The sequence below is a fragment of the Streptomyces sp. NPDC002564 genome (assembly GCF_042889645.1).
Lineage (GTDB): Bacteria > Actinomycetota > Actinomycetes > Streptomycetales > Streptomycetaceae > Streptomyces.
In genome coordinates this window covers 21,269-44,254 of the sequence record NZ_JBIARE010000004.1, presented here as the reverse complement: position 1 = coordinate 44,254, position 22,986 = coordinate 21,269, and the positions used below count along the sequence as shown (strand labels likewise).

Below are 22,986 nucleotides of genomic sequence, written 5' to 3'. Positions count from 1 at the left end.
CGCACCGGGGCTGCCCCGGAACCGTTTCGTACGGTTCCGGGGCAGCCCCGTTCCGTGTGCCGGGCTTTCCGTGTGCCGGGCCCGCGCGGTCCCGGCTTCAGGCCGTGATCGTGACGCCCTCCGGGACGTTCCGTACGCGCGGCAGCCGCGGATTGACGCGCAGCACCCGCAGGCCGGGGAAGCGGGCCAGCCACGCCATGTCCTGGTCCGGCAGCTCGGCGTTGATCCACAGGTGGGTGAGCGGTCCGGCGACCAGGCCGGTGAGCAGCTCGTCGGTGCGCATGACGCCCGCCACCTGGATGCGGGGCCGCCCGCCGAGGCCGCGCAGCGCCGCGAGCTCCGCCGCGTCGGACACGGGGAAGTACAGGCCGTCCGGATCCAGGTGGGCGATGACCTCGCGGGCGTACCGCTCGGTGTCGAAGAACCGCCAGGGGCGGGCCAGCTCGGTGCGGATGGCGAGCGAGGAGCGGCCGCGCAGCCGGGCGAGGTAGTCGATGGCCGCGTCGTCCTGGACGCGGGTCGCGGTGATGGCCAGGAGCAGCGCCCGGTGGTCGTCCTCGACCTGCTCCGGATAGGGCAGCTGCTCCAGGACGATGGGGCCGACCCAGCCGAGGCTGCGGGCGCCCTGCTCGGTGGTGGGGCGGAGGAGGTTCTTGGTGCGCCGGTGGACGAGCTCCTGCATGGCCGGGTCGAGCTCGCTGACGTGCTCCAGGCAGGCGGCGGCCATCAGGCGCCGGTGGTTGACGTGCGGCCTGCGCAGGCCGGGCGCCGCGGCGAGCAGCCGCTCCAGGAAGCGTGCGCACTCGTCGGGGCGGGCGTGCGCGGCGGACATCCGGATGACCTCCTCCCACTCCGGCTGGTGGGCGTGGTCGACCAGGGTGTGCAGATGGCCGCGGGCCACGATCTCCTTGGCCGCCAGATAGTCCTGGAAGGTGCGGTGGATGAAGTCGACCGAGACGCCCGCCTGCTCGCGCAGCAGCCCGGTGCGGTGCAGCAGGTGCCGGAAGATCTTCTCGCCGTCGCCCGCGGCGCGCGCCGAGGGGATGGCGGGCAGCGCGCCGTCCAGGACGGCGACGACCCGGGCGCGGGGCAGCTCGGAGAGGCCCTGTTCCAGCATGGCGTGGGCGAGCTTGCGCAGCAGCAGCTCGCGGGCGCCCTGCTGCAGGTGCACGTCGTCCGCGTACAGCACGTCGCGTTCGGGGTCGCGGCGCTGAAGGAGCATTTCCAGGGCGGCGTCGTACAGCTCCTTGCGGCCCTTGGGCAGGGAGCCGGCGCGGTCCCGGTTGAGGGCGCAGATCAGCCCGCACATCAGCGGGTTGGTGGCGAGCTGGCGCAGCTCGCGGTAGATCCGTACGGAGTGCAGCAGGCGCTGCTCGTACTCCTTGAGGGCCTCGCGGTCGCGCTGTTCGCCGGCCTGCTCGTCGCCGAGGGCCGCGGTGTGCCAGTCGTGGATGAAGCGGGTCACCTGGTCGCGGGACATCGGGGCCAGCGACAGCTCCGTGAAGCCCTCCTCGGCGAGGCGCTCGTGGGCGAGCCAGCCCTCCTCCACGGCGGAGGGCCGCGAGGTGACCAGGCAGGCGGTGCCGGCGAAGATCCGCAGGAGCCTGCGGAGCTGCACGCGCAGGGTGCCGCGGGTCTCCTCGGGCGCCTCGTCGATGCCGTCGACCAGGAGTAGCGCGCGGCCGGCGAGCAGGGTGCGCACCACCCAGCCCTCGGGCGCCCGGTCGGCCAGCGGATGGCGCACCGCGCGCAGGAAGTCGTCCGGCGCGGGGAATCCCTCGCGGGCGAAGCGGCGTACGGGCAGGACGAACGGCACCCGGGCGGCGTCGCGGGCCGCGCCGACCGCGAGCCACTGCACGAGGGTGGTCTTCCCGGAGCCCGCGACGCCGCGCAGCAGCACCCGCTCGTGGCCCTCCAGGGCCCGGTCGGCGAGGAGCACCGTGCGCTGCTGTCCGGCCGCGGCGGCGACCGGGCCCGCGCTGTTCTCCTCCGCCTGCAGGCTGAGGTAGGTGTCCTCCAGGGGCCAGCGGTCGGGCGCGTTCGCGAAGTCGACGCCGACGATGGTCAGCCAGCCGTGCTGGCGCACCGTCTCGGCCTTGTACGCGGCCTCGAACTCGGCGTCCTCCACGGAGGGTTCGGGCCCGCGGGCGGTCGCCGCGGCCTCGGCGTCGTTGAGGTCGACGAGCTGGCGGATGCGGCTGGCGCGCTCGGGCATGTGGCGCTGGATGTAGGGGGAGCGGCGCACGAAGTGGTGCAGGACGTGCAGGCAGACGGCGACGAGCAGCTCGTCGTGGAACCAGGCGGCGCCGGGGGACAGGCCCCGGTCGGCGCCCTGCACGGCGCCGCGCAGCCGCCGGGCGTAGTCCTGCGGGCCCAGCCGCACCGCGTCGGCGTCGGTGAGGTCGAGCTCGCCGATGGCGAGCAGGGTGCGGGTCAGCACGTCGGCGACGTCGGGCAGTTCGGCGGTCGGCGTGGTGTGCGTCTCGGCGGCGAGCTGGATGAACTCGGCCGCGGTGCGGTGCACTTCGTCCGGGTCGGCGGGGGCGTCGGGGCCGCGCCAGGTGGCGAGGGCGGCGATCAGGTCGGGGGTGGCGGGGGGCCGGGACGGAAGGCGGAAGAAGCGTTGTACGAGGGGTGCGGCCAGGGCCGACGGGGTGCGTACTACGGGCTCCATGGGCATCCGGTCCCTCGGGTGGGGGGGGCTTCCGTGAGCAGTCAACGGTAGGTCAATCGCCGTGTCTGCGAACGGTGTTGAGGCTGACATGTGCCGGAACCTGGCGGGCCTCCGCCTCGGTCACGTCCGCGTACACGGAGACGTCGGCCAGGTGCGGGAAGGCGGAGAGCCAGGCGAGGCCCTCCACCGGGTGGGGCGCGTCCAGGGCGAGGCGGACGAGGCGCTCGCCCACGATGAGCTCCGTGAGGTCCTCGACCCGGTAGGGGCCGAGGACGAGGATCTCCCGCCAGCCGCCGATGGACCGCAGCGCGCGGAGGTCGTCGGGGCCGCGCACGGCGACGGGGGGCTGCTGGGGCAGGTGGGCGAGGATCTCGCGGGTGTAGATCCCCCGGTCGAAGAGCGACCAGGACGAGGCCAGCGCCAGCTGCACCTCCATGCGGTGGTGGTGGCGGAAGCGGGTCAGGAAGTTCAGCGCGGCCTCGCTGCCGAGCTGGGCCGCGGCGAGGACCACGTGGTAGGCGGTGTCGTCGGTGTCGTCGGTGAGCTCCTCCGGGCCCGGCAGCAGGTCGAGGATCAGGTCGCTGCCGACCTGGGCGAGGCCGCGCGCGTCGGCCGTCGAGCGCGGCGGGATCAGCGACCGCACCGCCGCCCCCACCAGGTCGCGCACCTCCGGCGCGACTTCCGCCGCGTACGGCAGGGCGGCCGCCGCGAGCAGCTTGCCGCGCGGGGTGGCGCGTCCGGTCAGCCGCCGCAGCATCGACTCCGCCTCCCGGGGCCGTGCGTGCGCGACGGCCAGCAGGATGACGTCCTCCCACTCGGTGCGGTCCGCGTGGTTCAGGAGCAGGTCGAAGTCGAGCTCCTGCACGGCGAGCCGGGCGCCCAGGTAGTCCTGGAAGGTGCGGTGCAGGAAGTGGACGCGCCCCTCGGCGGGCTCCCGCAGCAGGCCCGAGCGCAGCAGGAGCGAGGCGTAGACGGCCTCGCCGCCGCCGTCGAGGTTCATCGCGGGGGCGGCCTCGGCGAGGATGTGCACGGCGTCCGAACGGTCCATCTCCGCGCGGCTGTTGCGGATCAGCCACCAGGCGAGCTTCTGCAGGAGCTGGATCTGGGTGGCATACGCGATGCGCGTGTCCGACGCGGGGTAGAGCTCCCGCTCGACGTCCCTGCGCTCCAGGAGCATCGTCAGGGCGGCCTCGTAGAGGGACTTCCTGTCCTGCGGCAGGAAGCCGCGCCGGTCGCGGTGGAGGGCGCAGAGCATGCCGCACATCAGCGGGTTGGTGGCGAGCCGGTTCAGCTCGGCGGCGCCCCGCACGGCCGACAGGAGGGCGGTGCCGACGGCTTCCCCGGCGTCCGCGGCGCGGTGCCAGCGGCGGACGAAGGTGGCGACGCCGTCCCGGCTCATCGGCGACAGCGCGAGCTCGGCGAAGCCCGCCGCGGCCAGCCACTCGTCGGGGACGGCGGAGGGGCGGGACGTGACGAGCCACAGGTTGCCGGGGAAGGTGCGGGTCAGGTCGCGCAGCCACCGCTTGGCGCTCTCGCGGCGGTCCTCGGAGATCTCGTCCATCCCGTCGACGAGGAGCACCCCGCGCCGGGCCCGCAGGACGCGCTCCACCCAGCCCGCGGGCTGCTCCCCGGCGACCAGGCATCCCACGGCCGTCAGGAAGTCGCTCGGCAGCGGCAGCTCGGCGCCGGGCCGTACGATCCGCCGCATCGGCAGCACGAACGGCACGCGCCCGACGAGGTGGGTGAGGTCGTGCGCGTACGTCCGGTCGGCCGCGGTCACCGCGAGCCACTGGACCAGGGTGGTCTTGCCGGACCCGGCGACGCCGCGCAGCAGCACGTGGTCGTGCTGGGCGAGGACCTGCTCGGCGGCGACCTGGGTGGCGCCCTCGCCGGGGCGGTCCCGGGTGGCCTGCAGGCTGAGGTAGGCGGTGTCCAGCGGCCATTCGCTGGTGCCCGCGTAGATGTCGAGGCCGTAGATGGTGAGGGAGCCGTGCCGGGTGGTGATGTACGCGGCGTACCGCTCCTCGAAGGCGGCGTCCTCGGCGCTGCGCGACGGCAGGCGTTCCAGGAGGACGTCGATGGCCTTGACCAGGCGGGCGAGCTGGCGGCTCTGGCCGGTCTGCTGGCGGGCGATGTAGGTGGAGCGCTGGGTGAAGAAGTTCAGGATGTGCAGGGCGGCGGTGTGCAGCAGCTCGTCGTAGAAGGCCTCGGCGTCGGCGCCCAGCCCGAAGGCGGCGACGGGGGTGTGCTCGCGCAGGCGGCGCGCGAACTCCTCGGGGCCGAGGGCGACGGCCTCGTAGTCCTCGATGGTGAGGGTGCCGAGGGCGGCCAGGGAACGGGCGAGGGCGTCCCGCACGGCGATGTCCTCGCCGGCGTCGACGGGCCGCTCGCCGGGGCCCGCGGCCTGCAGCGCCCTGCGGACCAGCTCGTCGGCGATCTTCTCGACGTCCTTGGGGGCGACGTCGCGCTTCTCGCCCCGGAACGACACGAGCCCGGAGATCCGCACGGGCCGCCCGACGAGCCCGGCCCCCGGCTGGTCCTTCACGAAGAGCTTCTTCACGAGCGGCGCGACGACACTGGAGGCGAGGCGGGCGCCGATGGTTCCGGGATCGACCATGGTTCGAGGTTAGGTCAACGGCGGGGCCGGCATGGGGTGTTGGGCCGGGTCATTCGGCGAGGGGGCCGTAGACCTCCACGTCGATACGAGCGGGCAGCGTGCCGAGACCGGTGGCCGTGGCGGGGACCTGCAGGTCCGTCAGGCTCGGGTGGTGGGCGAGGGCGGATACGTCGAGGGTGGCGTGCCGGCCCGGGCTGTCCTCGGGGCGGTTCTGCAGGAACAGGCGCTTGAGGCCGGGCGCGACCGTGGCCAGGCGGAGGGCCGCGTCGGCCCAGGATGCGTCGGGAGTCAGCTGCAGGTCGAGCAGGCCGGGCAGGGCCAGCCCCGGCGGGACGATCATGAGGGAGCGGGCGGGCAGGTGCAGGGCGGTGAGGCCCGGCAGGGTCGCGAACACCTTCCAGTCCGCCGCGGTCAGCGGATCGTCGTGGCTGAAGCTCACCCTCGCCAGCCCGGGCCATCGGGCCAGGAGGGGCAGGTCGGTCAGCGAGCCCCGGGAGTCCACCAGGCCGAGGAACGTCAGGGGGGCCTCGGCGGGGAACGGCGCCAGGCTCCACGGTTCCTGCGCGCCGAAGACGCTCAGCCCGTCCAGGCCGCTCAGGGCGGCCAGCGCCTCGGCGGTGAGCCGGCCCGGCGGGAACCGGTTGAGCAGCAGGAAGCCGGGCCTGCAGGTGGTAAGGAAGCGGGACGCGGCAGCGGGGCCGACCCCCGGTCTGATGTCGAGTCTCCGCGGGCGCAGGCCGAGTCGTTCGAGCTCGGCCACCTGTTCGTCGGTGCGGAGGGTGAAGTGGATGTCGTGCCCGTCGAGCCGGGCGATGACCTGTTCCGCGTAGGGGCGGCACGCGTGGCGGTGCCACCCCCACACCAGCTGGCTGCGGACGGCGATCCCGCTGTGCCGGGCGAACCGGGCGAGGAAGGGGATCGCCGCGTCCGATTCCACGTGCGTCGCGGTGATGGCCACCTGCCGGGCCTCTTCGTCGGACAGGCCGTCCGGGCCGGGGAGCAGGTCGAGCACCATGGCCCCCACCTTCGCCAGTGCCCGGGCGTCCTCCGGGCTCCGCGGCGGAATCAAGGCCTCCGTGCGCCGCTCCACCTCCTGCCGCACCGTCGGCGCCAGCTCCGCCGCGTGCTCCAGGCAGGCGGCCGCCAGCAGGTGGATCCGCCGGCGGGCCCGCTCCTGCGGGTGACGGTCCCCGTGCGTGAGCAGGTCGCCGAGGATCTCGGCCCGTTCACGCGGCCGCGCCTGGGCCACCGCCATGCGGATGACGTCCTCCCACTGGTCGTCCGCCGCGTGCCGGGCGAGCATGCCGAAGTCGCCCTCGTCGACCGCCGCCCGCGCGCCCAGGAAGTCCTGGAAGGTGCGGTGGACGAACTCGACGGTGGCCGGGCCGGGTTCGCGCAGCAGGCCGCTGCGGAGGAGGAAGTGGTCGTAGACCGCGGGGGCGCCCCCGAGCGCGGCCAGCTCGGGGACCGAAGGGAGCACCTCGGCGATGATCGTCTCCACCCGGGAACGGTCCATGACGGTCCGGCCGTTGCGGATCAGCCAGTAGGCGAGCCGCTGCAGCAACTGGAGTTGCGGTTCCTCGCGCAGCTCGGGCACGGCCATGTGCCGCTCGCGGTCCCGGCGGTGCAGCAGCATGGACAGAGCCGCGGTGTAGAGGTCCTTGCGGCCCAGCGGCAAAAAGCCCCGCCGGTCCCGGTGGAGGGCGCAGATCAGCCCGCACATGAGGGGGTTGGTGGCGAGCCGCCCGAGGTCGGGCTTGGACCTGACCGCCGTCAGGAGCTGCTCCTCGTACGAGGCGAGCGCCGCGTCCTCCTCGGGCACGCCCGTGGTCGCGGCGCCGTGCCAGCGCCCGATGAACGCCGTCACGTCCGCCGCCCCCATCGGGGAGAGCGTCAGCTCGGTGAACCCCTCCTCCGCCAGCCAGTCCTCGCGTACGGCCGACGGGCGGGACGTCACCAGCCAGCGGTTGCCGGGGAAGGCGTCGACGAGGTCGGTGAGCCAGTCGCGGGTGCGGGCGCGCTCGGTGCCGGGGATCTCGTCGATGCCGTCGACCAGGACGAGGGCGCGGCCCGCGTCGAGGACCCGGTTCTCCCATCCGGCGGGCTGCGTACCGGCGAGCGGGGAGCCCACCGAGGACAGGAAGTCCTTCGGGGCGGGCAGCCGCTCGCCGTGGCGGGTCAGGGCGCGCAGGGGCAGGACGAAGGGGACGCGGTCGTGCAGGTAGGCCGTGCGGCCGTCGGGTGTCGCGTCCCGGTGGGCCGCGCCGACCGCGAGCCACTGCACGAGGGTCGTCTTGCCGGAGCCCGCCTCGCCCCGCAGCAGGACCCGGTCGTGGGTGGCGAGGGCCTGGTCCGCGGGGAGCGGGGGCGTGGACTCGACGACCTCCACCTCCTCCGTGCGGTGTTCGGCCCCCGCCGGGTAGCGGACCGTCTCCACGCGCCCGGGCGGTTCCGCCTCCAGTGACATGTAGGCCGCGTCCAGCGGCCACTTGGCCGGGGAGCCCGACAGGTCGATCCCGAAGATCGTCAGCTTGCCGTGCTTCTTCGCGACGTGCGCGAGCCAGCGCCGCTCGAAGGCGAGGTCCCGCGCACCGGCCGCCGGCTCGCGGGCGATCAGTTCGTCCACCTTGGCGATGAGCTCGTCCTGGCCGCGGGACTGGGCCACCAGCGTCGCTGCGACGAACGTGGAGCGCTGCGTGAAGAACTGCAGGATGTGCAGGCACGCCCACTCGATGACGGAGTCGAGGTAGAAGGCGGCGTCCGCGGAGAGCCCGGTGGCCGACGCGCCGTGGACCAGGGTGCGGGCCAGCTTCTGGTGGCCGAGCCGGACCGCCTGGACGTCGTCCATCTCCAGGTCGCCGAGGGAGAGGAGGGCGCGGGTCAGGGCGTCGGTGACCGCCTCGGTCTCGTCCCGGGGGAAGGGGGGTTCGCCGGGGGAGGCGAGGGAGGCGGTCACGAGGCGGTGGGCCAGGCGGTGGACGTCCGGGCGGCCGAGGGTGCGCTTCTCCCCCTTGAACGACACCAGCGAGGAGAGCCGGACGGGCTTGTCCAGCAGGCCCGCGCCCGGGTTTTCGGGGGTGAAGAGTTTCTTGATCAGGGGTGCGACGGCGCTCGACGCGAGGCGGGTGCCCATGACCGCGGGATCCATGGCGCGAGCGTAGTGGCCGTCACATCGGGGGCGGGGTGGATCTCGGGTGGCGGTGACATGGCGCACAGGTCTTTTGTCCGTTACTAGGCGGCATAGTGGACAACGGATGATCCACGGCCGGGACCTTCGTCCCGCAACCTCCGGGACCTGTGGCGCGTCCGGCCGGTGCGGTCGGGGTGCCGGTGCGCGTGGGTCCCGGGCGGCCCTGCGACGTGGGGCTAAACCCTCTCCGCAGGAGGAAAGTCCGTTACCGGACTGAGGGGTAATTGTCCGGATTTGGGGGTGTCAAGCGGGCTAAATGGCGGCGCCCGGCTACGGCTTTGGGTAGTAGATGGGCGTTTTGGGCGCCGGCCGGGGTGGGGGTTACCAAGGGATGGCCGACCCGGCGACCGCGTGACGAACGCGGCCCTGCCGGGTCGCGTCATGCACGTTCATGCCCCCCTCAGTCGTCACTCCGGAGGACATCCTCATGTCGAAGCGCACCACGTCCCGCCGTCCCGCCCCGTCGCTGTTCCGCACGCGGGCCGCCGTGGTCGCCGCGGGCATCGGGGCGTCGGCGGTCCTCGGGGCCGGGGTCTCGGTCGCCGCGGCGGACGCCCAGGGCGGTGCGCTGCCCGGCGTCGCCGTGAACTCCGTGCAGGCGCAGGCCACGGCCCAGGCGAAGAAGGCCGCCGACGTGCAGCGCGCGGCCGCCGCGAAGGCCGCCGCCTGGGTCCACCCGGTCAGCCACTACACGCTCTCCGCGACCTTCGGGCTCGGCGGCAGCATGTGGGCGCACAAGCACTCCGGCCAGGACTTCGCCGTGCCGGTCGGCACCCCGGTCGGCGCCGTGCACGGCGGCACCGTCGTCAAGGCCGGCCCCAACGGCGCCGGTGACGGCCCCGCGTACGGCAACGCGATCGTCGTGAAGCACGGCGACGGCACGTTCTCGCAGTACGCGCACCTCTCGCAGATCGACGTCCGGGTGGGCCAGAGCGTCGGCACCGGCCAGCGCATCGCGCTGTCCGGCAACACCGGCAACTCCAGCGGTCCGCACCTGCACTTCGAGATCCGCAAGACCGCCGACTACGGCTCGGCCGTCGACCCGGTCGCCTTCCTCCGCTCGGAGGGCCTGACGGTCTGACGGTCCGACCCGGTTCCGGCCGGCTCCGACCCGGTTCCGGGCCCCGCCGCCGGGGCCCGACCGCCCCCTAGGCGCCCGTGTGCGCCCGCGTCACCAGATCGATGGCGACCTCCAGGATGGCCTTGCGCTTCTCCTCGGGGTCGCCTTCGGCGTCCTTGAGCACGAACATCCCGCCGTGCATGGTGAACAGCGCGCTGAAGCAGCGCACCTGGTCCGGCATCGGCGCGTCCGGGTCCTTGAGGATGTCGTAGAGGCCGAGCATCCGGTCCTTGAAGCTCTCGCCCGTCTTCAGGTCGCGCATCGTCGCCTGGTTCTCCTGCATGAAGCGGAAGAGCGGCGCGGCGTCGACGAGCGTCTCGCTGTAGCGCGTCAGGGTCTGCTGCTTGACCTCCAGGGAGACCGGCCGCGGCTGCGCGTTCCCCCACGCGATGAGCTCGTCGATCGGCCTGGTCAGGTCGTCGAAGATGCTGGTGAGGATGTCTTCCTTCGTCTTGAAGTGGTAGTACAGCGCCGCCTTCGTGACGTCCAGCCGCTCGGAGATCTCACGGAGCGAGGTCTTCTCGTACCCCTGCTCGGCGAAGAGTTCGAGGGCGACGTCCTGGATGCGCTGACGGGTGTTCCCGCGGCGCTGCTGCTTGCCCGTTCCTGTGCCCGTGCCCATCGGGGTGCTCCTCGACTCCACTGAACTTCGATTCTACTTACTTGACGCCCGGCTAGTTAGGGGTCTACCTTCCCCAGTGTAGTCAACTAGCCGGGCGGCAAGTAAGCACCCGGGGGCCCCGAGAAACGCCGGGGCTGCGGAAGGTACGCGGTGCGGAAGGCACGGGGAGTGGGGAACATGTCGGAGATATCCATGGAGAAAGCCGGGGGAGCGGCCGGGCGGCAGGACGGCGCCGGGTCCGGCAAGGCCGAGCCGCAGCCGCGCAGCGTGCGCGTCGTGCTCATGGCCCTGATGATCACGATGCTGCTCGCGATGCTCGACAACATGATCGTGGGCCCCGCGATGCCGACGATCGTCGGCGACCTGGGCGGCATGGAGCACCTGTCGTGGGTCGTCACCGCCTACACCCTGGCCACCGCGGCCTCCACCCCCATCTGGGGCAAGCTCGGCGACATGTACGGGCGGAAGGGCTCCTTCCTGACCGCCATCGTGATCTTCCTGGCCGGCTCCGTGCTCAGCGGCATGGCGCAGGACATGGGCCAGCTCATCGGCTTCCGCGCCATCCAGGGACTGGGCGCGGGCGGTCTGATGGTCGGCGTCATGGCGATCATCGGTGACCTCGTGCCGCCGCGGGACCGCGGCAAGTACATGGGCATGATGACCGGCGTCATGGCGATCGCGATGATCGGCGGCCCGCTCGTCGGCGGTTCCATCACCGACCACCTCGGCTGGCGCTGGGCCTTCTACATCAACCTGCCGCTGGGCGCCGTCGCCCTCGCCATGGTCACCACCGTGCTGCACCTGCCCAAGAAGAAGGCCGAGGGGCGCATCGACTACCTCGGCGCGGCGCTGCTCACCATCGGCATCAGCGCGCTCGTGCTCGTCACCACCTGGGGCGGCTCGGAGTACGCCTGGGGCTCGGCCGTGATCATGGAGCTCATCGGCATCGGCGTGGCCTCGCTCGTCGGCTTCCTCTTCGTACAGAAGAAGGCCGCGGAGCCGATCCTGCCGCTGCACATCTTCGCCAACCGCAACTTCTCGCTGATGGCCGTCATCGGCTTCATCACCGGCTTCGTGATGTTCGGCGCGATGCTCTTCCTGCCGCTCTACCAGCAGTCGGTGCAGGGCGCGTCCGCGACCAACTCCGGTCTGCTGCTGCTCCCGATGCTGCTGTCGATGATGGCCGTCTCGATGGTCGCGGGCCGGTTCACCACCGCCACCGGCAAGTACCGGATGTTCCCGATCATCGGCACGATCCTGATGGTCACCGGGTTCTTCCTGCTGGCGCAGATGGACACCGAGACCTCGCGCCTGACCTCCGGCCTCTACATGGCCGTGCTCGGCGCCGGCATGGGCTTCCTGATGCAGATCACCATGCTGGTCGCGCAGAACAGCGTCGAGATGAAGGACATGGGCGTCGCCTCGTCCTCCGCCACGCTCTTCCGCACCCTCGGCTCGTCCTTCGGCGTCGCGATCATGGGTGCGCTCTTCAACCACCGTGTCCAGGACGTGATGGCCGAGCGCGCCGGGTCGCTGGGCGGCAAGGTCACCGAGTCGTCGGCGCAGCTGGACGCGGCCAGCCTGAAGGAGCTGCCCGTGGCGATCTCCGACGCCTACCAGCACGCGGTGTCGGCCGGTACGCACTCGGCCTTCCTGCTCGGCGCGGCCATCAGCGTCGTGGCCCTGCTCGCCTCCTTCTTCGTGAAGGAGATCCCGCTGCGCGGCTCGGCCGCGGCGGAGAAGCCGGCGGGCGGCGAGCCCGCCGGTGACCGGCCTGCCGGTGACCAGCCTGCCGGGAACGCGGAAGGGGACTCCGCGCGGGCGGCCGGGAAGACGGTCGCGGAGCACGTCTGATCCCACCGCCCCGCCTCGGCGGACGACGGCCCCCGGCGCATCGAGCGCCGGGGGCCGTTCTCTTGGTACGGGTCTCTTCGTACGGGTCTCTTGGTACGGGAGTGTCTCCTGTTACCCGGGGGGGGCTCGATACGGGGGCGCCGCCCCGCGAGAGACAGGGGTCAGAGCAGGTCCGGCAGCTGCAGGACGGGGTAGCTGCCGGTGTTGGTCGGTGCGTGCTCGGGGAGCCACAGGACGGCGACCGCGCCCTCGGCGGGCTCGTCGGGCGCCGCGCCCGCCGGGCGGACGTTGCGGAAGGTGAGCCGTGCGCCCAGCACCCGGGCCTGGCCCGCCGCGATGGTCAGCCCGAGCCCGTGCCCGTGGCCCGCCCGGTCCGTGCTGCCGGTGCGGAACCGGCTCGGCCCCTCGTCCAGGAGCGCCTCGGGGAAGCCGGGGCCGTGGTCGCGGACCCGGACCACCCGGCCCTCGACGCTCACCTCGATGGGCGGCTTGCCGTGCTTGGTGGCGTTGGCGACGAGGTTGCCGAGGATGCGCTCCAGGCGGCGCGGGTCGGTGGTGACCTCCGACTCGTGCACGACGGTCACGGTCACGTCGGTGGTCAGCGCGTTCATGCGCCGGGACACGAACTCGCCGAGCGTGATGTCCTGCAGCTCGGCCCGCTCGGCCGCGGAGTCGAGGCGCGCCACTTCCAGGACGTCCTCGACGAGCGTACGCATCGCCTGCGCGCGGTCCCTGACCAGCTCGGTCGGGCGGCCGGGCGGCAGCAGTTCGGCCGCGGTGAGCAGTCCGGTGACCGGCGTGCGCAGCTCGTGCGCGATGTCCGCGGTCACCCGGCGCTCGGCCTCCAGGCGCTGCTTGAGGGCGTCGGCCATGGCGTCCACGGCGCTGGCCACGTCGTCGGTCTCGTCCTTGACGACCCCGCCGATCGCCTCGCGCACGCTCACGTCCGTCTGCCCCTGGGCGACCTCGCCGGCCGCCGTCGCCGCCTTGCGCAGCCGCCGCGACAGCTGCCCGCCGATCAGCACGCCGAGCGCGCAGCCGCCGAAGACGACCGCGATGGAGCCGATGACCAGGGCCTGGTCGAGGTCCTTCATGACGGTGGCGCTGCGGTCGGTGAACCGGGAGTGCAGCGACAGGACGTGTCCGTCGGCGAGCGGCACGGCGGCCCAGATGTCGGGCACGCCGTCGGGCTTCTCCTCGACGAAGGTGGCGCGCCGGCCCTTGAGGACCTTCTGCCGCAGCTCCTGCGGCAGCTCCGGATCGTCGACCTTCGTGCCGAACTGCAGCGTCTGCCGCTGGGAGGCGGAGGAGTACAGGCGCAGCGCGAACTGGATGCGCTCGTCCTGCACGTCGCGGGCGTTGTCGAGCATGGAGACCCGCGCGGCGTTGTGCACGACCAGGCTCAGGGCGATCGCGACCAGCGCGCCGACCAGGGCGATCGCCGCGGCGATCTTCCAGCGCACGCCGGTACGCAGCCGCATGCCGGCGCGCGGCCGCGATCCGTAGCGCCCGGAACCTCCGGAACCTCCTGAGCTCCCGGAACCTCCTGAGCTCCCGGAACTTCCGGAGCTTCCGGAACGGAACATCGCGCGGACGCGTTCGACCGCACTGCGCCCCCCGTTCATACGTGCCGTCCCCTGACTGCTGCCCGGTGTGTGCCGTGCGTCCCGTGTGTGCCGTGCGTCCTGCGTGTCCCATGCGTCCCGTGCGTCACGGGGGACCTGCGTGTCCCCCGCGACCGGCGGCGCCCGACGCGCCTCCCGCCGTCCACCTGGCCGCTCACGCCTTGAGCTTGTAGCCGAAGCCGCGGACCGTCTCGATGCGGTCCTGCCCCACCTTCGTCCGCAGCCGCTGCACGTGGACGTCGACGACGCGGGTGTCGCCGCCCCAGCCGTAGTCCCACACCCGCTCCAGGAGCTTGTCGCGGGAGAGGACCGTGCCGGGCGCGGACGAGAACTCCAGGAGCAGCCGCATCTCGGTCGGCGTCAGCGCCACCGGCGCCCCGCCCCGGTGCACCTCCATGCCGACCGTGTCGATCTCCAGGTCACCGAAGTGCAGTACGCCGCCGTCCGCCGCGGAGTCGTCCTCCGCGCCCGCGGCGGCGCCGCCGTGGCCGCCCGCGTGGCCGAAGCGGCGCAGGACCGCGCGGATGCGGGCGACCAGGACCGCGCCGTCGAACGGCTTGGTCACGTAGTCGTCGGCGCCCGCCTCCAGGCCGAGCACGACGTCGATGGAGTCGGCGCGCGCCGACAGCATGATCACCGGGACCGTCGACTCGTCCCGGATGCGGCGGCACAGCGACACACCGTCCAGACCGGGCACCATCACGTCGAGCAGGGCGATGTCCGGCCGGTCGGCGCGGAACGCCTCCAGGCCCGCGAGGCCGTCCGGCATCGCGGTCACGGCGAAGCCGTCACGCTCCAGGGCGAGCTGGGTGGCCTCGCGGATGACGTCGTCGTCCTCGACGAACAGGACGTGGGTCTGCTCTGCCATCGGATGCTCTCAGTCCTTCTTCGGTGCGTCGGTGCTGCGTGCGTGGCTGCGTGCGGTCGGTCAGTCGGCGGACGGCTCGGTGGGCTCGTCGCCCACCGCGTTGCCGAAGTCGTTGCGGGTACGCCCCGACTCGGTGAAGTGGTTCGCCGTCCAGCGGTACGTGATCACTTCCTCGCCGGAGGGATACGCCACCGAGTCGCCCTTCTCGTACAGCTGCTTCGTCACGACCAGGTCGCCCCGGTCGATCTCGGCGTAGACGGAGGCGGGCTCCTCGGCCTTGAAGACATTCTCGTACTTATCGCCCTGGGCGCGATAGACGTAGCTGCCGATACCCACCGCGTCGCCGCAGGTCAGCACGTTCACCACGACGTCGGTGGCCGATCCGCCGGTCAGGTTCCCGTACGACACGTCGACGGGGTACGCCTTCCCCACGCACGGCTTCAGATCACGCTTGATCGCCGGACTGACCTTCGGGTCGTCCTTGACGAGCCGCACCGCGTCGATCTTCTTCGTCGGCAGGGAGGCGGAGGGGGACGCGGACGGGGCCGCCGACACCACGGGCTCGCTGCTGGCCGGCCCCTCGTCGCGCGCGCCGGAACCGCCCGTCGAACAGGCGGAGAGCAAAAGGCCGACGGCGGCGAACCCGGCCACCGCCGTGCTCACCGCCTTGACACCGTGTCCGGCCCGGGGGCCTAGGCCGCGCAACTCTCCCGCTCCTCACGTTCGAGCGCGCGGGCGTCCAGGTCGCGGCTCTCCAGCTCCTGACGGAGCCGGGCCAGCGCCCGGTGCAGCGTGCTCTTGACCGTTCCGGCCGACATGCCGAGGGCGGCGGCCGTCTCCTCCGTGGACATCTGCTCCCAGTGTCGCAGCACGACGACGCTGCGCTGCTTGGGTGCGAGCACCTTCATGATGTCCATCAGCAGCGCGCGGTCCGCGTGCTGCTCGGTGGAGTCTTCCACGCTCGCGTCGGGCAGCTGCTCGGTGGGCACTTCCTCCAGCTTGCGGGCCCGCCACCACTCCGTCCGCGTGTTGATCATGACGCGGCGCAGGTAGGCGTCGGCGAGCCGCTTGTCGGCTATGCCGTCCCAGCGGCCGTACGTGCGCACGAGCGCCGTCTGCAGCAGGTCCTGGGCGTCCACGGGGTCCGGGACCAGGCGCCGGGCACTGCGCAGCAGAGCATCCTGCCGAGTGCGGACGTACTCTTCGAACTCGAGCACCTCGCCGTGCGCCATACCAAACCGCCTCCGTTCCGTCCCCATTGCCGACCGCCGTCCCTGCTGTGCGGTACAGGTATGAAGCTACGGAGGCGTTGTCACGAGGTTGTGCGGAGCAGCCAGCGGCGGACGCACGGCTGTGCGTAGGTTGTGTAACAGACGTAGGACTCGGATAAATACCTGTGTTCGGCAGGGCCCGCGGCGTCTTTGCCGTCGGGTCCAAGGCCGCTGCGCCCGGGATCAGGTCAGGGGCAGGCGGTACAGGCCGTCCGGGAGCGGTTCGACCAGGCCGTCCGCGACCAGACCGTCCAGCGCCCGGGCCCGCTGCACCGGCTCGTCCCACACCCGGTCGAGCACCGCCTGCGGCACGGGCGCCACGGCGTCGCGCAGCACCGCGAGCAGCTTGCCCCGCACCTGACGGTCCGTCCCCGCGTACGTCTGCCCGCGGCGGGCCGGACCCTCGTGCGCGGGCTTGCCCGCCGCACGCCACGCGCACTGCCCGGCGATCGGGCACTGCGCGCAGTTCTCGTTCTTGGCGGTGCAGACCAGGGCGCCCAGCTCCATCGAGGCGGCCGCCCAGCGCGCGGCGGTGGCCTCGTCCTCGGGCAGCAGGGCGCGGGCGAGCTTGCGCTCGGCGGCGGTCGTCGCGTTCGGCGGGTACTGCACGCCGGTCACCGCCCGCGCGAAGACCCGGCGCACGTTCGTGTCGAGCACGGCGTGCCGCTGCCCGTACGCGAACGACGCCACGGCCGCCGCGGTGTACTCCCCGATGCCGGGCAGCGCGAGCAACTGGGCGTGCTGCGCGGGTACGTCGCCGCCGTGCCGTTCCGTTATGGCGACGGCGGCGCCGTGCAGCCGCAGGGCGCGGCGCGGATAGCCGAGCCGCCCCCAGGCGCGGACGGCCTCGCCCGGCGCCTCCTTGGCGAGATCGGCGGGGCGCGGCCAGCGGGCGAGCCACTGTTCGTAGACGGGCAGGACGCGGCTGACCGGCGTCTGCTGCAGCATGAACTCGCTGACCATCACGCCCCACGGCCCGGCGTCCTCACGACGCCACGGCAGGTCACGGGCATGGGTCTCGAACCACGCGATGACGGGGCTGTGCAGGGCCTCGCCGGCGGGCTCGGGGACGTCCCCGGGGACGGGGCTGTTCGGCATGGGCTTCGTGGGCGCAGTCATGGCACCTCCGATCCTGCCATGGGGGCGGCGGGGTCCGGGCCATTGCCCGGGCGGTTTCCCGGCGCGGGGTGGGCGGGGTCGGCGTGTCCCGACGGGATCGGGCGGGCGGGGGAGCCCCGCACCGGGGCCCAGGACCTGACGATCGGCAGGGGCGGAGCAGGGCGGCGGGGACGTAGCGTCGGGGGCGTGACAGGGGGAGCGGGGAGCACCGGGACACGGCGGCGGGCGCGCGCCGCACTGCTGTGGACCGCCCTGGCGATCCCCGTGCTGACCGTGGACCGCCTGGGCCTGAACGAACCGCAGCCCCTGGCCCGCCGACTGACCGGACTCGCGGTCCTCGCCGCGGCCGTCTCCGTCCGCGGGGCCCACCCCCTGCCCGCGTTCCTGGCCGCCGCCGCGCTCGGCCTCGCCACCGGCCCGTCCCTCATGACGCTCTCGTACGGCGCGTCCCTCGCCGTCTTCGCGCTGCTCCTCGGCCGCCGGGCGGACCGCGCCCGCCCGGCCCTCCTCGCCTTCGCGGGCATCGCGGCCGCCGGCACCGCGAAGATCGCCGTGCGGGACGTCGACCCGGCCGTCGAGTGGCTCGTCCTCATGGGGACGCTGCTGTTCGGCGCGGTCTTCCCGTGGCTCGCGGGCCGTTACTGGCGCCAGGGCCGCGAACTGGCCGCCGCGGGCTGGGCCCGCGCCGACCACCTGGAGCGCGAACAGCGCATCGTCGCCGACCGGGCCCGGCTGCGCGAACGGGCCCGCATCGCCCAGGACATGCACGACTCCCTGGGGCACGAGCTGAGCCTGATCGCCGTGCGGGCGGGTGCCCTCCAGGTCGCCCCCGACCTGCCGGATCCGCACCGCGCGGCCGCCGCGGAGCTCCGCGCCGCCGCCTCGCAGGCCACGGACCGGCTGCACACGATCATCGGGCTGCTCCGCGAGGAGGGCGACGAACGGGCCCCGTTGGCCCCGGCGGGCGAGACCGTCGCGGAACTCGTCGCCCGCGCCGCGGAGTCGGGCCTGCGCGTCACGTACGCGGGCGACGAAATCCGTCACGGACGACAGGGTGACCCGGCGCGCGGCGAGTTGACCGACCGCACCGTCCACCGCGTCGTCCAGGAGGCCCTGACCAACGCGGCCAGGCACGCGCCGGGCGCCCACGTCACCGTCGCGGTCGCGCACGACGGCGCCACGACGACGGTCACCGTCACGAACACCGGCCCGCGAGCGGCCGATCCGGCTCCGTCCGACCGGCGGGACGGCACCGGTCTGCGCGCCCTGCGCACCCGCGTCACGGACCTGGGCGGCACGCTGGACGCGGGCCCCCACGGTGCCGGCTTCCGCGTCACCGCCCGCCTCCCGGTCCATGGCCCGACCCCGGCACCGCCCCCGCCGCCGGGCGCCCGCCTCGCGTACGCCCGGCGCCGTACGGTCCTCGCCTTCGGCGCGGCCGTCACCACGGGTGTGCTGCTCGTCGGGGGGACGTTCGCCTGGTACGCGTACTCGCGCGTGCACGCGGCCCTGGACCCCGCCGACTACGCCCGCCTGCGCGTCGGCGAACCGCGCGCCGAGGCCGAGCGCGTACTGCCGGACCGGACCGTCTCCGACCCGCCGCTGGAGCGCGCGCCGACCCCGCCGCCGGACGGGGCGGACTGCGCGTACTACCGCGCCAGCACCGAACTCTTCACCGCCGTGGCGCACTTCAGGATCTGCTTCGGCACGGAGGGCGGCGGGCGCGACCGCCTGGTGGACAAGACCGTCATCCCGACGGGCGGCGAAGAGAAACCGGTGAAGAGACACCCATGAAGAGACACCCATGAAGAGGAGGGGAGGTGCCCAAGGTGAACACGACGGCCCGGACGAACCCTGCGAACCCCACCATCCGCGTCCTCCTCGCCGACGACGAGGCCATGATCCGGGCGGGCGTGCGCGCCATCCTCGGTGCGGGTCCGGGCATCGAGGTCGTCGCGGAGGCGGGGGACGGGCGGGAGGCCGTCGCGATGGCGCAGGCGCACCGCCCCGACGTGGCGCTCCTGGACATCCGCATGCCCCGCCTGGACGGTCTCGCGGCGGGCGAGGAGATCGTCCGGACCGTGCCGGGGACCGCGGTCGCGATGCTGACGACCTTCTCCGAGGACGCGTACGTCGCCCGCGCGCTGAGCGGCGGCGCCACCGGCTTCCTGCTGAAGTCCGGCGACCCCTACGAACTCATCGCGGGGGTCCGGGCGGTGGCGGGCGGTGCCGCCTTCCTCTCGCCCAAGGTCGCCCGGCACGTCATCGACGGCCTCGGCGCCCGGCGCCTGGGCCGCGGTGCCGAGGCCCGGGCCCGGGCGGGGGCGCTCACCCCGCGCGAGCGCGAGGTGCTCGGCCTGGTCGGCGCGGGCCTGTCCAACCCGGAGATCGCGGCCCGGCTCCACCTCGTGGAGGGCACGGTCAAGGCGTATGTCAGCGCGGTCCTGGACCGGCTCGGCGTCAGGAACCGCGTCCAGGCGGCGATCGTCGCGTACGAGGCGGGGCTCGTTCCGGGGACCGACTGACCCCGGTGCCGCGGACCGCCCCGCGGACCGCCCCGCTGACCGGGCGTCAGTGCCGGGGCAGGTCGTCCCGGCGGAACGGCATCGTGGGCGGGTCGTACGCCGCCGGGTCCTGCCCCGCGGCCGAGGGGTCCTGACCGGCTTGGCCGTTGCCGTCCGGGACATAGCCGTTCGGGTCGTACCCGTGGGAGGCGTACTCGTCGGAGCCGTATCCGTCGGGGGCGTACGCATCCGGGGCGTACGCGTTCGGGTCCTGCGCGCCCGGCTGGTACCCGTCCGGCCGGTGCGCGGTGGCGTCGTACCCGTTCGGGTCGTACGCGGCTCGGGGCCCGTACGGGTTCGGCTCCTGCGCGTGAGGGGCCGCGTACGCGGGCGAGGCGTACGCGTTCGCGTCGTGGCCGTAGCCCTGCGACTGGTACCCGTCGTGCTGCGCGTACCCCTGCGGATCACGGCCCTGCTGCCCGTACCCGTACTCCTGACCGCCGTGCCCCTGACCGCCGTGCCCCTGGCCGCCGTACGCCTGCTGCCCCTGGCCCGGAGCCGGGACGGCCGCGGGGGTGGAGGCGGCGGGTGCGGTCGCGGCGCCGCGCGGGCCCGGGCCCGCGAACCACTGCACGACGCCCGTCGACGACCCCCGCATCGCCAGTGTGATCCGCGCCACCGGACGCGTCGCGAGCCGTACGAGCACGAACACGATCACCGCGCCGAAGAGCAGACCGACCGCCACGTCGTGCGGGTAGTGCACGCCGACGAAGACCCGCGAGAACGCCATGAGCACGGCCATCGGCACCGTCAGCGCCGCGATGCGCGGCCAGGCCAGCGCGAGGCCCACCGCGGCGGCGCCCGCGATCGTGGAGTGGTTGCTGGGGAAGGACCAGTCGCCGTGCGGCGGGCACTCCACGAGCGGTCGCAGCGCGCCGGTCACCGCCCGGCAGGGCCGCTCCTCCTGGATCCCGGACTTGAACAACTCGCTGCACACGTAGGCGACCGCGGTCCCCAGCGGGGCGAGCACCGCGACCGCCAGGGCACGGGGTTCCCCGCTCCTGGCCCGCCACCAGGCGACGATGAAGAGCACGCCGAAGAGGAGCAGTCCGAGCTCCGTCCACACCTCCGCGAGATGCTGGAACCACGACGGTGTGTCGTGGGCGAAGCCGGTGATGTCGCGGTAGAGGTCGTCGGTCATGGTGTCCATGATTGCGGACGGTACGGAGTGGGGCCGAATCGTCACATCCGGCGATCGTCCCGTCACAGCCCCTGTCGATCGACAGGGGGGCGGGGAACGGCGGACAGGGGCGGTCCGGAGCGGGTCCCACGAGCGCCCCGACCCGTTCCGGGATGATGATCCGGAAACTTTGTCGGTCAAGGCGGCATGTGGGGCAGGAGAAGCAGCGGATCTCTCGTAAGGTTTGGGCGTGGGATCTCTGCGCAATCCGGTCGGGCCGCTTCCCTCCACCATCTACTGGCGTCGGAGGGCCGTTCTGCTGTCCGTACTCGGGCTGCTGGTGCTGCTCGTCGTCTGGATCGTCACCTCGGGTGGCGGGGGCAACGGCAACAACGCCGACGGGCCCGGCGGCAACGGACCCGCCACGTCCATCACTCCCGGCCCTTCCGGCTCCGGGCCCGCGATCAGCCAACACCCGGGCGGCCGGGACGAGTCGGACGACGGCTCGGGCGACGGATCCGGCGGTTCGGGCGGCTCCGGCGGCTCGGGCTCCGGTGGGTCCGGCTCCGGCGGCTCGGAGGGTTCCGGTGGTTCGGGCGGCTCCGCGGGCGGCGGCTCCGACGACGGCGCCAAGGGCGGAGGCGGCTCGGGCGACCGGCTGCCCGCCGGGACGCGCCTGCCCAACTGCACGTCCGGCGACGTGAAGTTGAAGGTCCGCAGTCTGCGCAACCGCTACGAGATCGGCCAGAAGCCGAAGTTCGAGCTGGTCGCCGAGAACGGCGGCGGCAAGGCCTGCAAGGTCGATCTCGGCGGCAAGGGAACCGTGCTGACGATCACTCAGGCCGAGGACGACGACGAGTTCTGGTCGTCGGCCGACTGCCCGGGCGGCGGCGCGAGCCTGCTGCTGCGCGTGCCCGCCGAGGGGCGCGTCACGCACGCGGTGCAGTGGGACCGGCGGGCCAGCGCCCCGCAGTGCGCGACGCCCTCCGCGGGCACGGCGGCCCCGGGCACCTACCTGGTCGAGGCGAAGGCCCCCGGCCTGGGGACGGCCCGCGCGTCCTTCGTCCTGGAGAAGGACTGACCGCAGCGCCCGCCCCGGAGACGGGTCCGACCGGCACCGGGCCGGACCCCGGCCCGGCACCCGAGCCCGAGCCCGGGTGCCGGGCCGCCGAAGGCTAGACGTACCGCTCGAGGATCGAGGACTCGGCCAGGCGCGAGAGTCCCTCGCGCACGCTGCGCGCCCGCGCCTCGCCGACGCCGTCCACGGCCTGCAGGTCGTCCACGCTCGCGGCGAGCAGCTTCTGCAGACCGCCGAAGTGCTCGACGAGCCGGTCGATGATCGCGCCGGGCAGCCGGGGGACCTTGGCCAGGAGCCGGAAGCCGCGCGGGGACACCGCGGAGTCGAGGGCCTCGGGGGAGCCGGTGTAGCCGAGGGCGCGCGCCACCGTGGGGAGTTCGAGGAGCTCGGCGTGGGTGAGCGAGTCCAGCTCGGCCAGCGCCTCGTCCACCGTCCGGGAGCGCTTGGCGGTCGGCTCGGGCACATAGTCCCGGACGACCAGCTCGCGCTCGGGCTCCACGCCCGCGATCAACTCGTCCAGCTGGAGGGCGAGCAGGCGCCCGTCCGTACCGAGCTCGACCACGTACTCGGCGATCTCCGTGGCGATGCGGCGCACCATCTCCAGGCGCTGGGCGACGGCGGTGACGTCCCGCACGGTCACCAGGTCCTCGATCTCCAGCGCGGAGAGCGTGCCCGCGACCTCGTCGAGGCGGAGCTTGTACCGCTCCAGGGTGGCGAGCGCCTGGTTCGCGCGGGAGAGGATCGCGGCGGAGTCCTCCAGGACGCGGCGCTGGCCGTCCACGTAGAGCGCGATCAGGCGCATCGACTGGGACACCGAGACCACGGGGAAGCCGACCTGCTTGCTCACCCGGTCCGCGGTGCGGTGCCGGGTGCCCGTCTCCTCCGTGGGGATCGTCGGGTCCGGCACCAGCTGCACGCCCGCGCGCAGGATCTTGGTGATGTCCTTGTCGAGGACGATGCCGCCGTCGAGCTTGCACAGCTCGCGCAGGCGCGTCGCCGTGAACTCGACGTCCAGGATGAAGCCGCCGGTACACATCGATTCGACGGTCTTGTCCCAGCCGAGGACGATCAGTCCGCCGGTGTTGCCGCGCAGGATGCGCTCCAGGCCGTCGCGCAGCGCCTGGCCGGGCGCGACAGCGCTCAGGGAGGCGCGCATCAGCCCATCGGCACCGGAGCTCCCGCCGGGCTTGCCGGGGTTCGCTGCCCGGTCGTTGGCTGCCACTGCACTCCCTCGGTCGCAGGTTGTCCAAGCCTCTGCCGGCAC

General features: G+C 73.4%; 15 protein-coding genes and 1 pseudogene. 5 read left to right on the top strand and 11 right to left on the bottom strand.

The features are described from left to right. Nucleotides 1-97 precede the first annotated feature (97 nt). The 3 genes from ACFYXE_RS15400 to ACFYXE_RS15390 are packed head-to-tail and all read right to left on the bottom strand — an operon-like array spanning nt 98 to nt 8,439. Nucleotides 98-2,674 carry an NACHT domain-containing protein gene (locus ACFYXE_RS15400; protein ID WP_389312648.1) on the bottom strand — a complete coding sequence of 859 codons (2,577 nt, stop codon included), beginning with the start codon at nt 2,672-2,674 and terminating at the stop codon, nt 98-100. A 52-nt stretch (nt 2,675-2,726) separates the two neighbouring features. Continuing rightward, on the bottom strand, nt 2,727-5,291 hold the full coding sequence (locus tag ACFYXE_RS15395) for an NACHT domain-containing protein (RefSeq protein ID WP_389312646.1): 2,565 nt from the start codon (nt 5,289-5,291) through the stop codon (nt 2,727-2,729). Nucleotides 5,292-5,340: 49 nt separating this feature from the next. Further along, nucleotides 5,341-8,439 (bottom strand): NACHT domain-containing protein, encoded by a 3,099-nt coding sequence (locus ACFYXE_RS15390; RefSeq protein ID WP_389312644.1) that lies wholly within the window; start codon nt 8,437-8,439, stop codon nt 5,341-5,343. Nucleotides 8,440-8,908: 469 nt separating this feature from the next. Here ACFYXE_RS15390 and ACFYXE_RS15385 point away from each other — a divergent pair, with 469 nt between their 5' ends. Then, entirely contained in the window at nt 8,909-9,562 is a 654-nt protein-coding gene (locus ACFYXE_RS15385; RefSeq protein ID WP_361178290.1) for a M23 family metallopeptidase, read from the top strand. 67 nt (nt 9,563-9,629) lie between these two features. Here ACFYXE_RS15385 and ACFYXE_RS15380 read toward each other — a convergent pair whose 3' ends face one another. Next, the gene (locus tag ACFYXE_RS15380) at nt 9,630-10,223 is read right to left on the bottom strand and encodes a TetR/AcrR family transcriptional regulator (protein ID WP_361174978.1); all 594 of its coding nucleotides are present in this window, start codon (nt 10,221-10,223) and stop codon (nt 9,630-9,632) included. A 192-nt stretch (nt 10,224-10,415) separates the two neighbouring features. Here ACFYXE_RS15380 and ACFYXE_RS15375 point away from each other — a divergent pair, with 192 nt between their 5' ends. Next, the gene (locus ACFYXE_RS15375; RefSeq protein WP_389313625.1) at nt 10,416-12,077 is read left to right on the top strand and encodes an MDR family MFS transporter; all 1,662 of its coding nucleotides are present in this window, start codon (nt 10,416-10,418) and stop codon (nt 12,075-12,077) included. 161 nt (nt 12,078-12,238) lie between these two features. Here the strand turns inward: ACFYXE_RS15375 and cseC are convergent, their stop codons facing one another. The 5 genes from cseC to ACFYXE_RS15350 form a co-directional block, all read right to left on the bottom strand. Further along, nucleotides 12,239-13,558 (bottom strand): two-component system sensor histidine kinase CseC, encoded by a 1,320-nt coding sequence (cseC, locus tag ACFYXE_RS15370; RefSeq protein ID WP_361174981.1) that lies wholly within the window; start codon nt 13,556-13,558, stop codon nt 12,239-12,241. 298 nt (nt 13,559-13,856) lie between these two features. Continuing rightward, nucleotides 13,857-14,570, bottom strand: coding sequence for a two-component system response regulator CseB (gene cseB, locus ACFYXE_RS15365; RefSeq protein ID WP_389312641.1), 714 nt, complete (start codon nt 14,568-14,570; stop codon nt 13,857-13,859). 60 nt (nt 14,571-14,630) lie between these two features. Then, on the bottom strand, nt 14,631-15,275 hold the full coding sequence (locus ACFYXE_RS15360) for a hypothetical protein (RefSeq protein WP_389312639.1): 645 nt from the start codon (nt 15,273-15,275) through the stop codon (nt 14,631-14,633). Further along, the gene (locus ACFYXE_RS15355) at nt 15,263-15,802 is read right to left on the bottom strand and encodes a SigE family RNA polymerase sigma factor (RefSeq protein ID WP_055567865.1); all 540 of its coding nucleotides are present in this window, start codon (nt 15,800-15,802) and stop codon (nt 15,263-15,265) included. Before ACFYXE_RS15355 ends, ACFYXE_RS15360 begins: the two co-directional genes overlap by 13 nt. Before the next feature lie 222 nt (nt 15,803-16,024). Beyond that, nucleotides 16,025-16,960, bottom strand: coding sequence for an A/G-specific adenine glycosylase (locus ACFYXE_RS15350; protein WP_389312637.1), 936 nt, complete (start codon nt 16,958-16,960; stop codon nt 16,025-16,027). A gap of 186 nt (nt 16,961-17,146) precedes the next feature. On the opposite strand from ACFYXE_RS15350, the gene ACFYXE_RS15345 reads away from it, so the two are divergent. Continuing rightward, complete coding sequence (locus ACFYXE_RS15345; RefSeq protein ID WP_389312635.1) at nt 17,147-18,754, top strand: sensor histidine kinase; 1,608 nt, start codon at nt 17,147-17,149, stop codon at nt 18,752-18,754. 26 nt (nt 18,755-18,780) lie between these two features. Further along, a complete protein-coding gene (locus ACFYXE_RS15340; protein ID WP_389312633.1) occupies nt 18,781-19,485 on the top strand; it encodes a response regulator in 705 nt (234 codons plus the stop codon). 574 nt (nt 19,486-20,059) lie between these two features. Here ACFYXE_RS15340 and ACFYXE_RS15335 read toward each other — a convergent pair. Next, nucleotides 20,060-20,674 (bottom strand): annotated as a pseudogene (locus ACFYXE_RS15335) (phosphatase PAP2 family protein); the annotation flags it as partial. A gap of 220 nt (nt 20,675-20,894) precedes the next feature. Between ACFYXE_RS15335 and ACFYXE_RS15330 the strand changes: the two are divergent. Further along, the gene (locus ACFYXE_RS15330; RefSeq protein WP_361174990.1) at nt 20,895-21,725 is read left to right on the top strand and encodes a hypothetical protein; all 831 of its coding nucleotides are present in this window, start codon (nt 20,895-20,897) and stop codon (nt 21,723-21,725) included. A 94-nt stretch (nt 21,726-21,819) separates the two neighbouring features. Here ACFYXE_RS15330 and disA read toward each other — a convergent pair whose 3' ends face one another. Further along, entirely contained in the window at nt 21,820-22,944 is a 1,125-nt protein-coding gene (gene disA, locus ACFYXE_RS15325) for a DNA integrity scanning diadenylate cyclase DisA (protein WP_361174993.1), read from the bottom strand. Between the last annotated feature and the right edge of the window lie 42 nt (nt 22,945-22,986).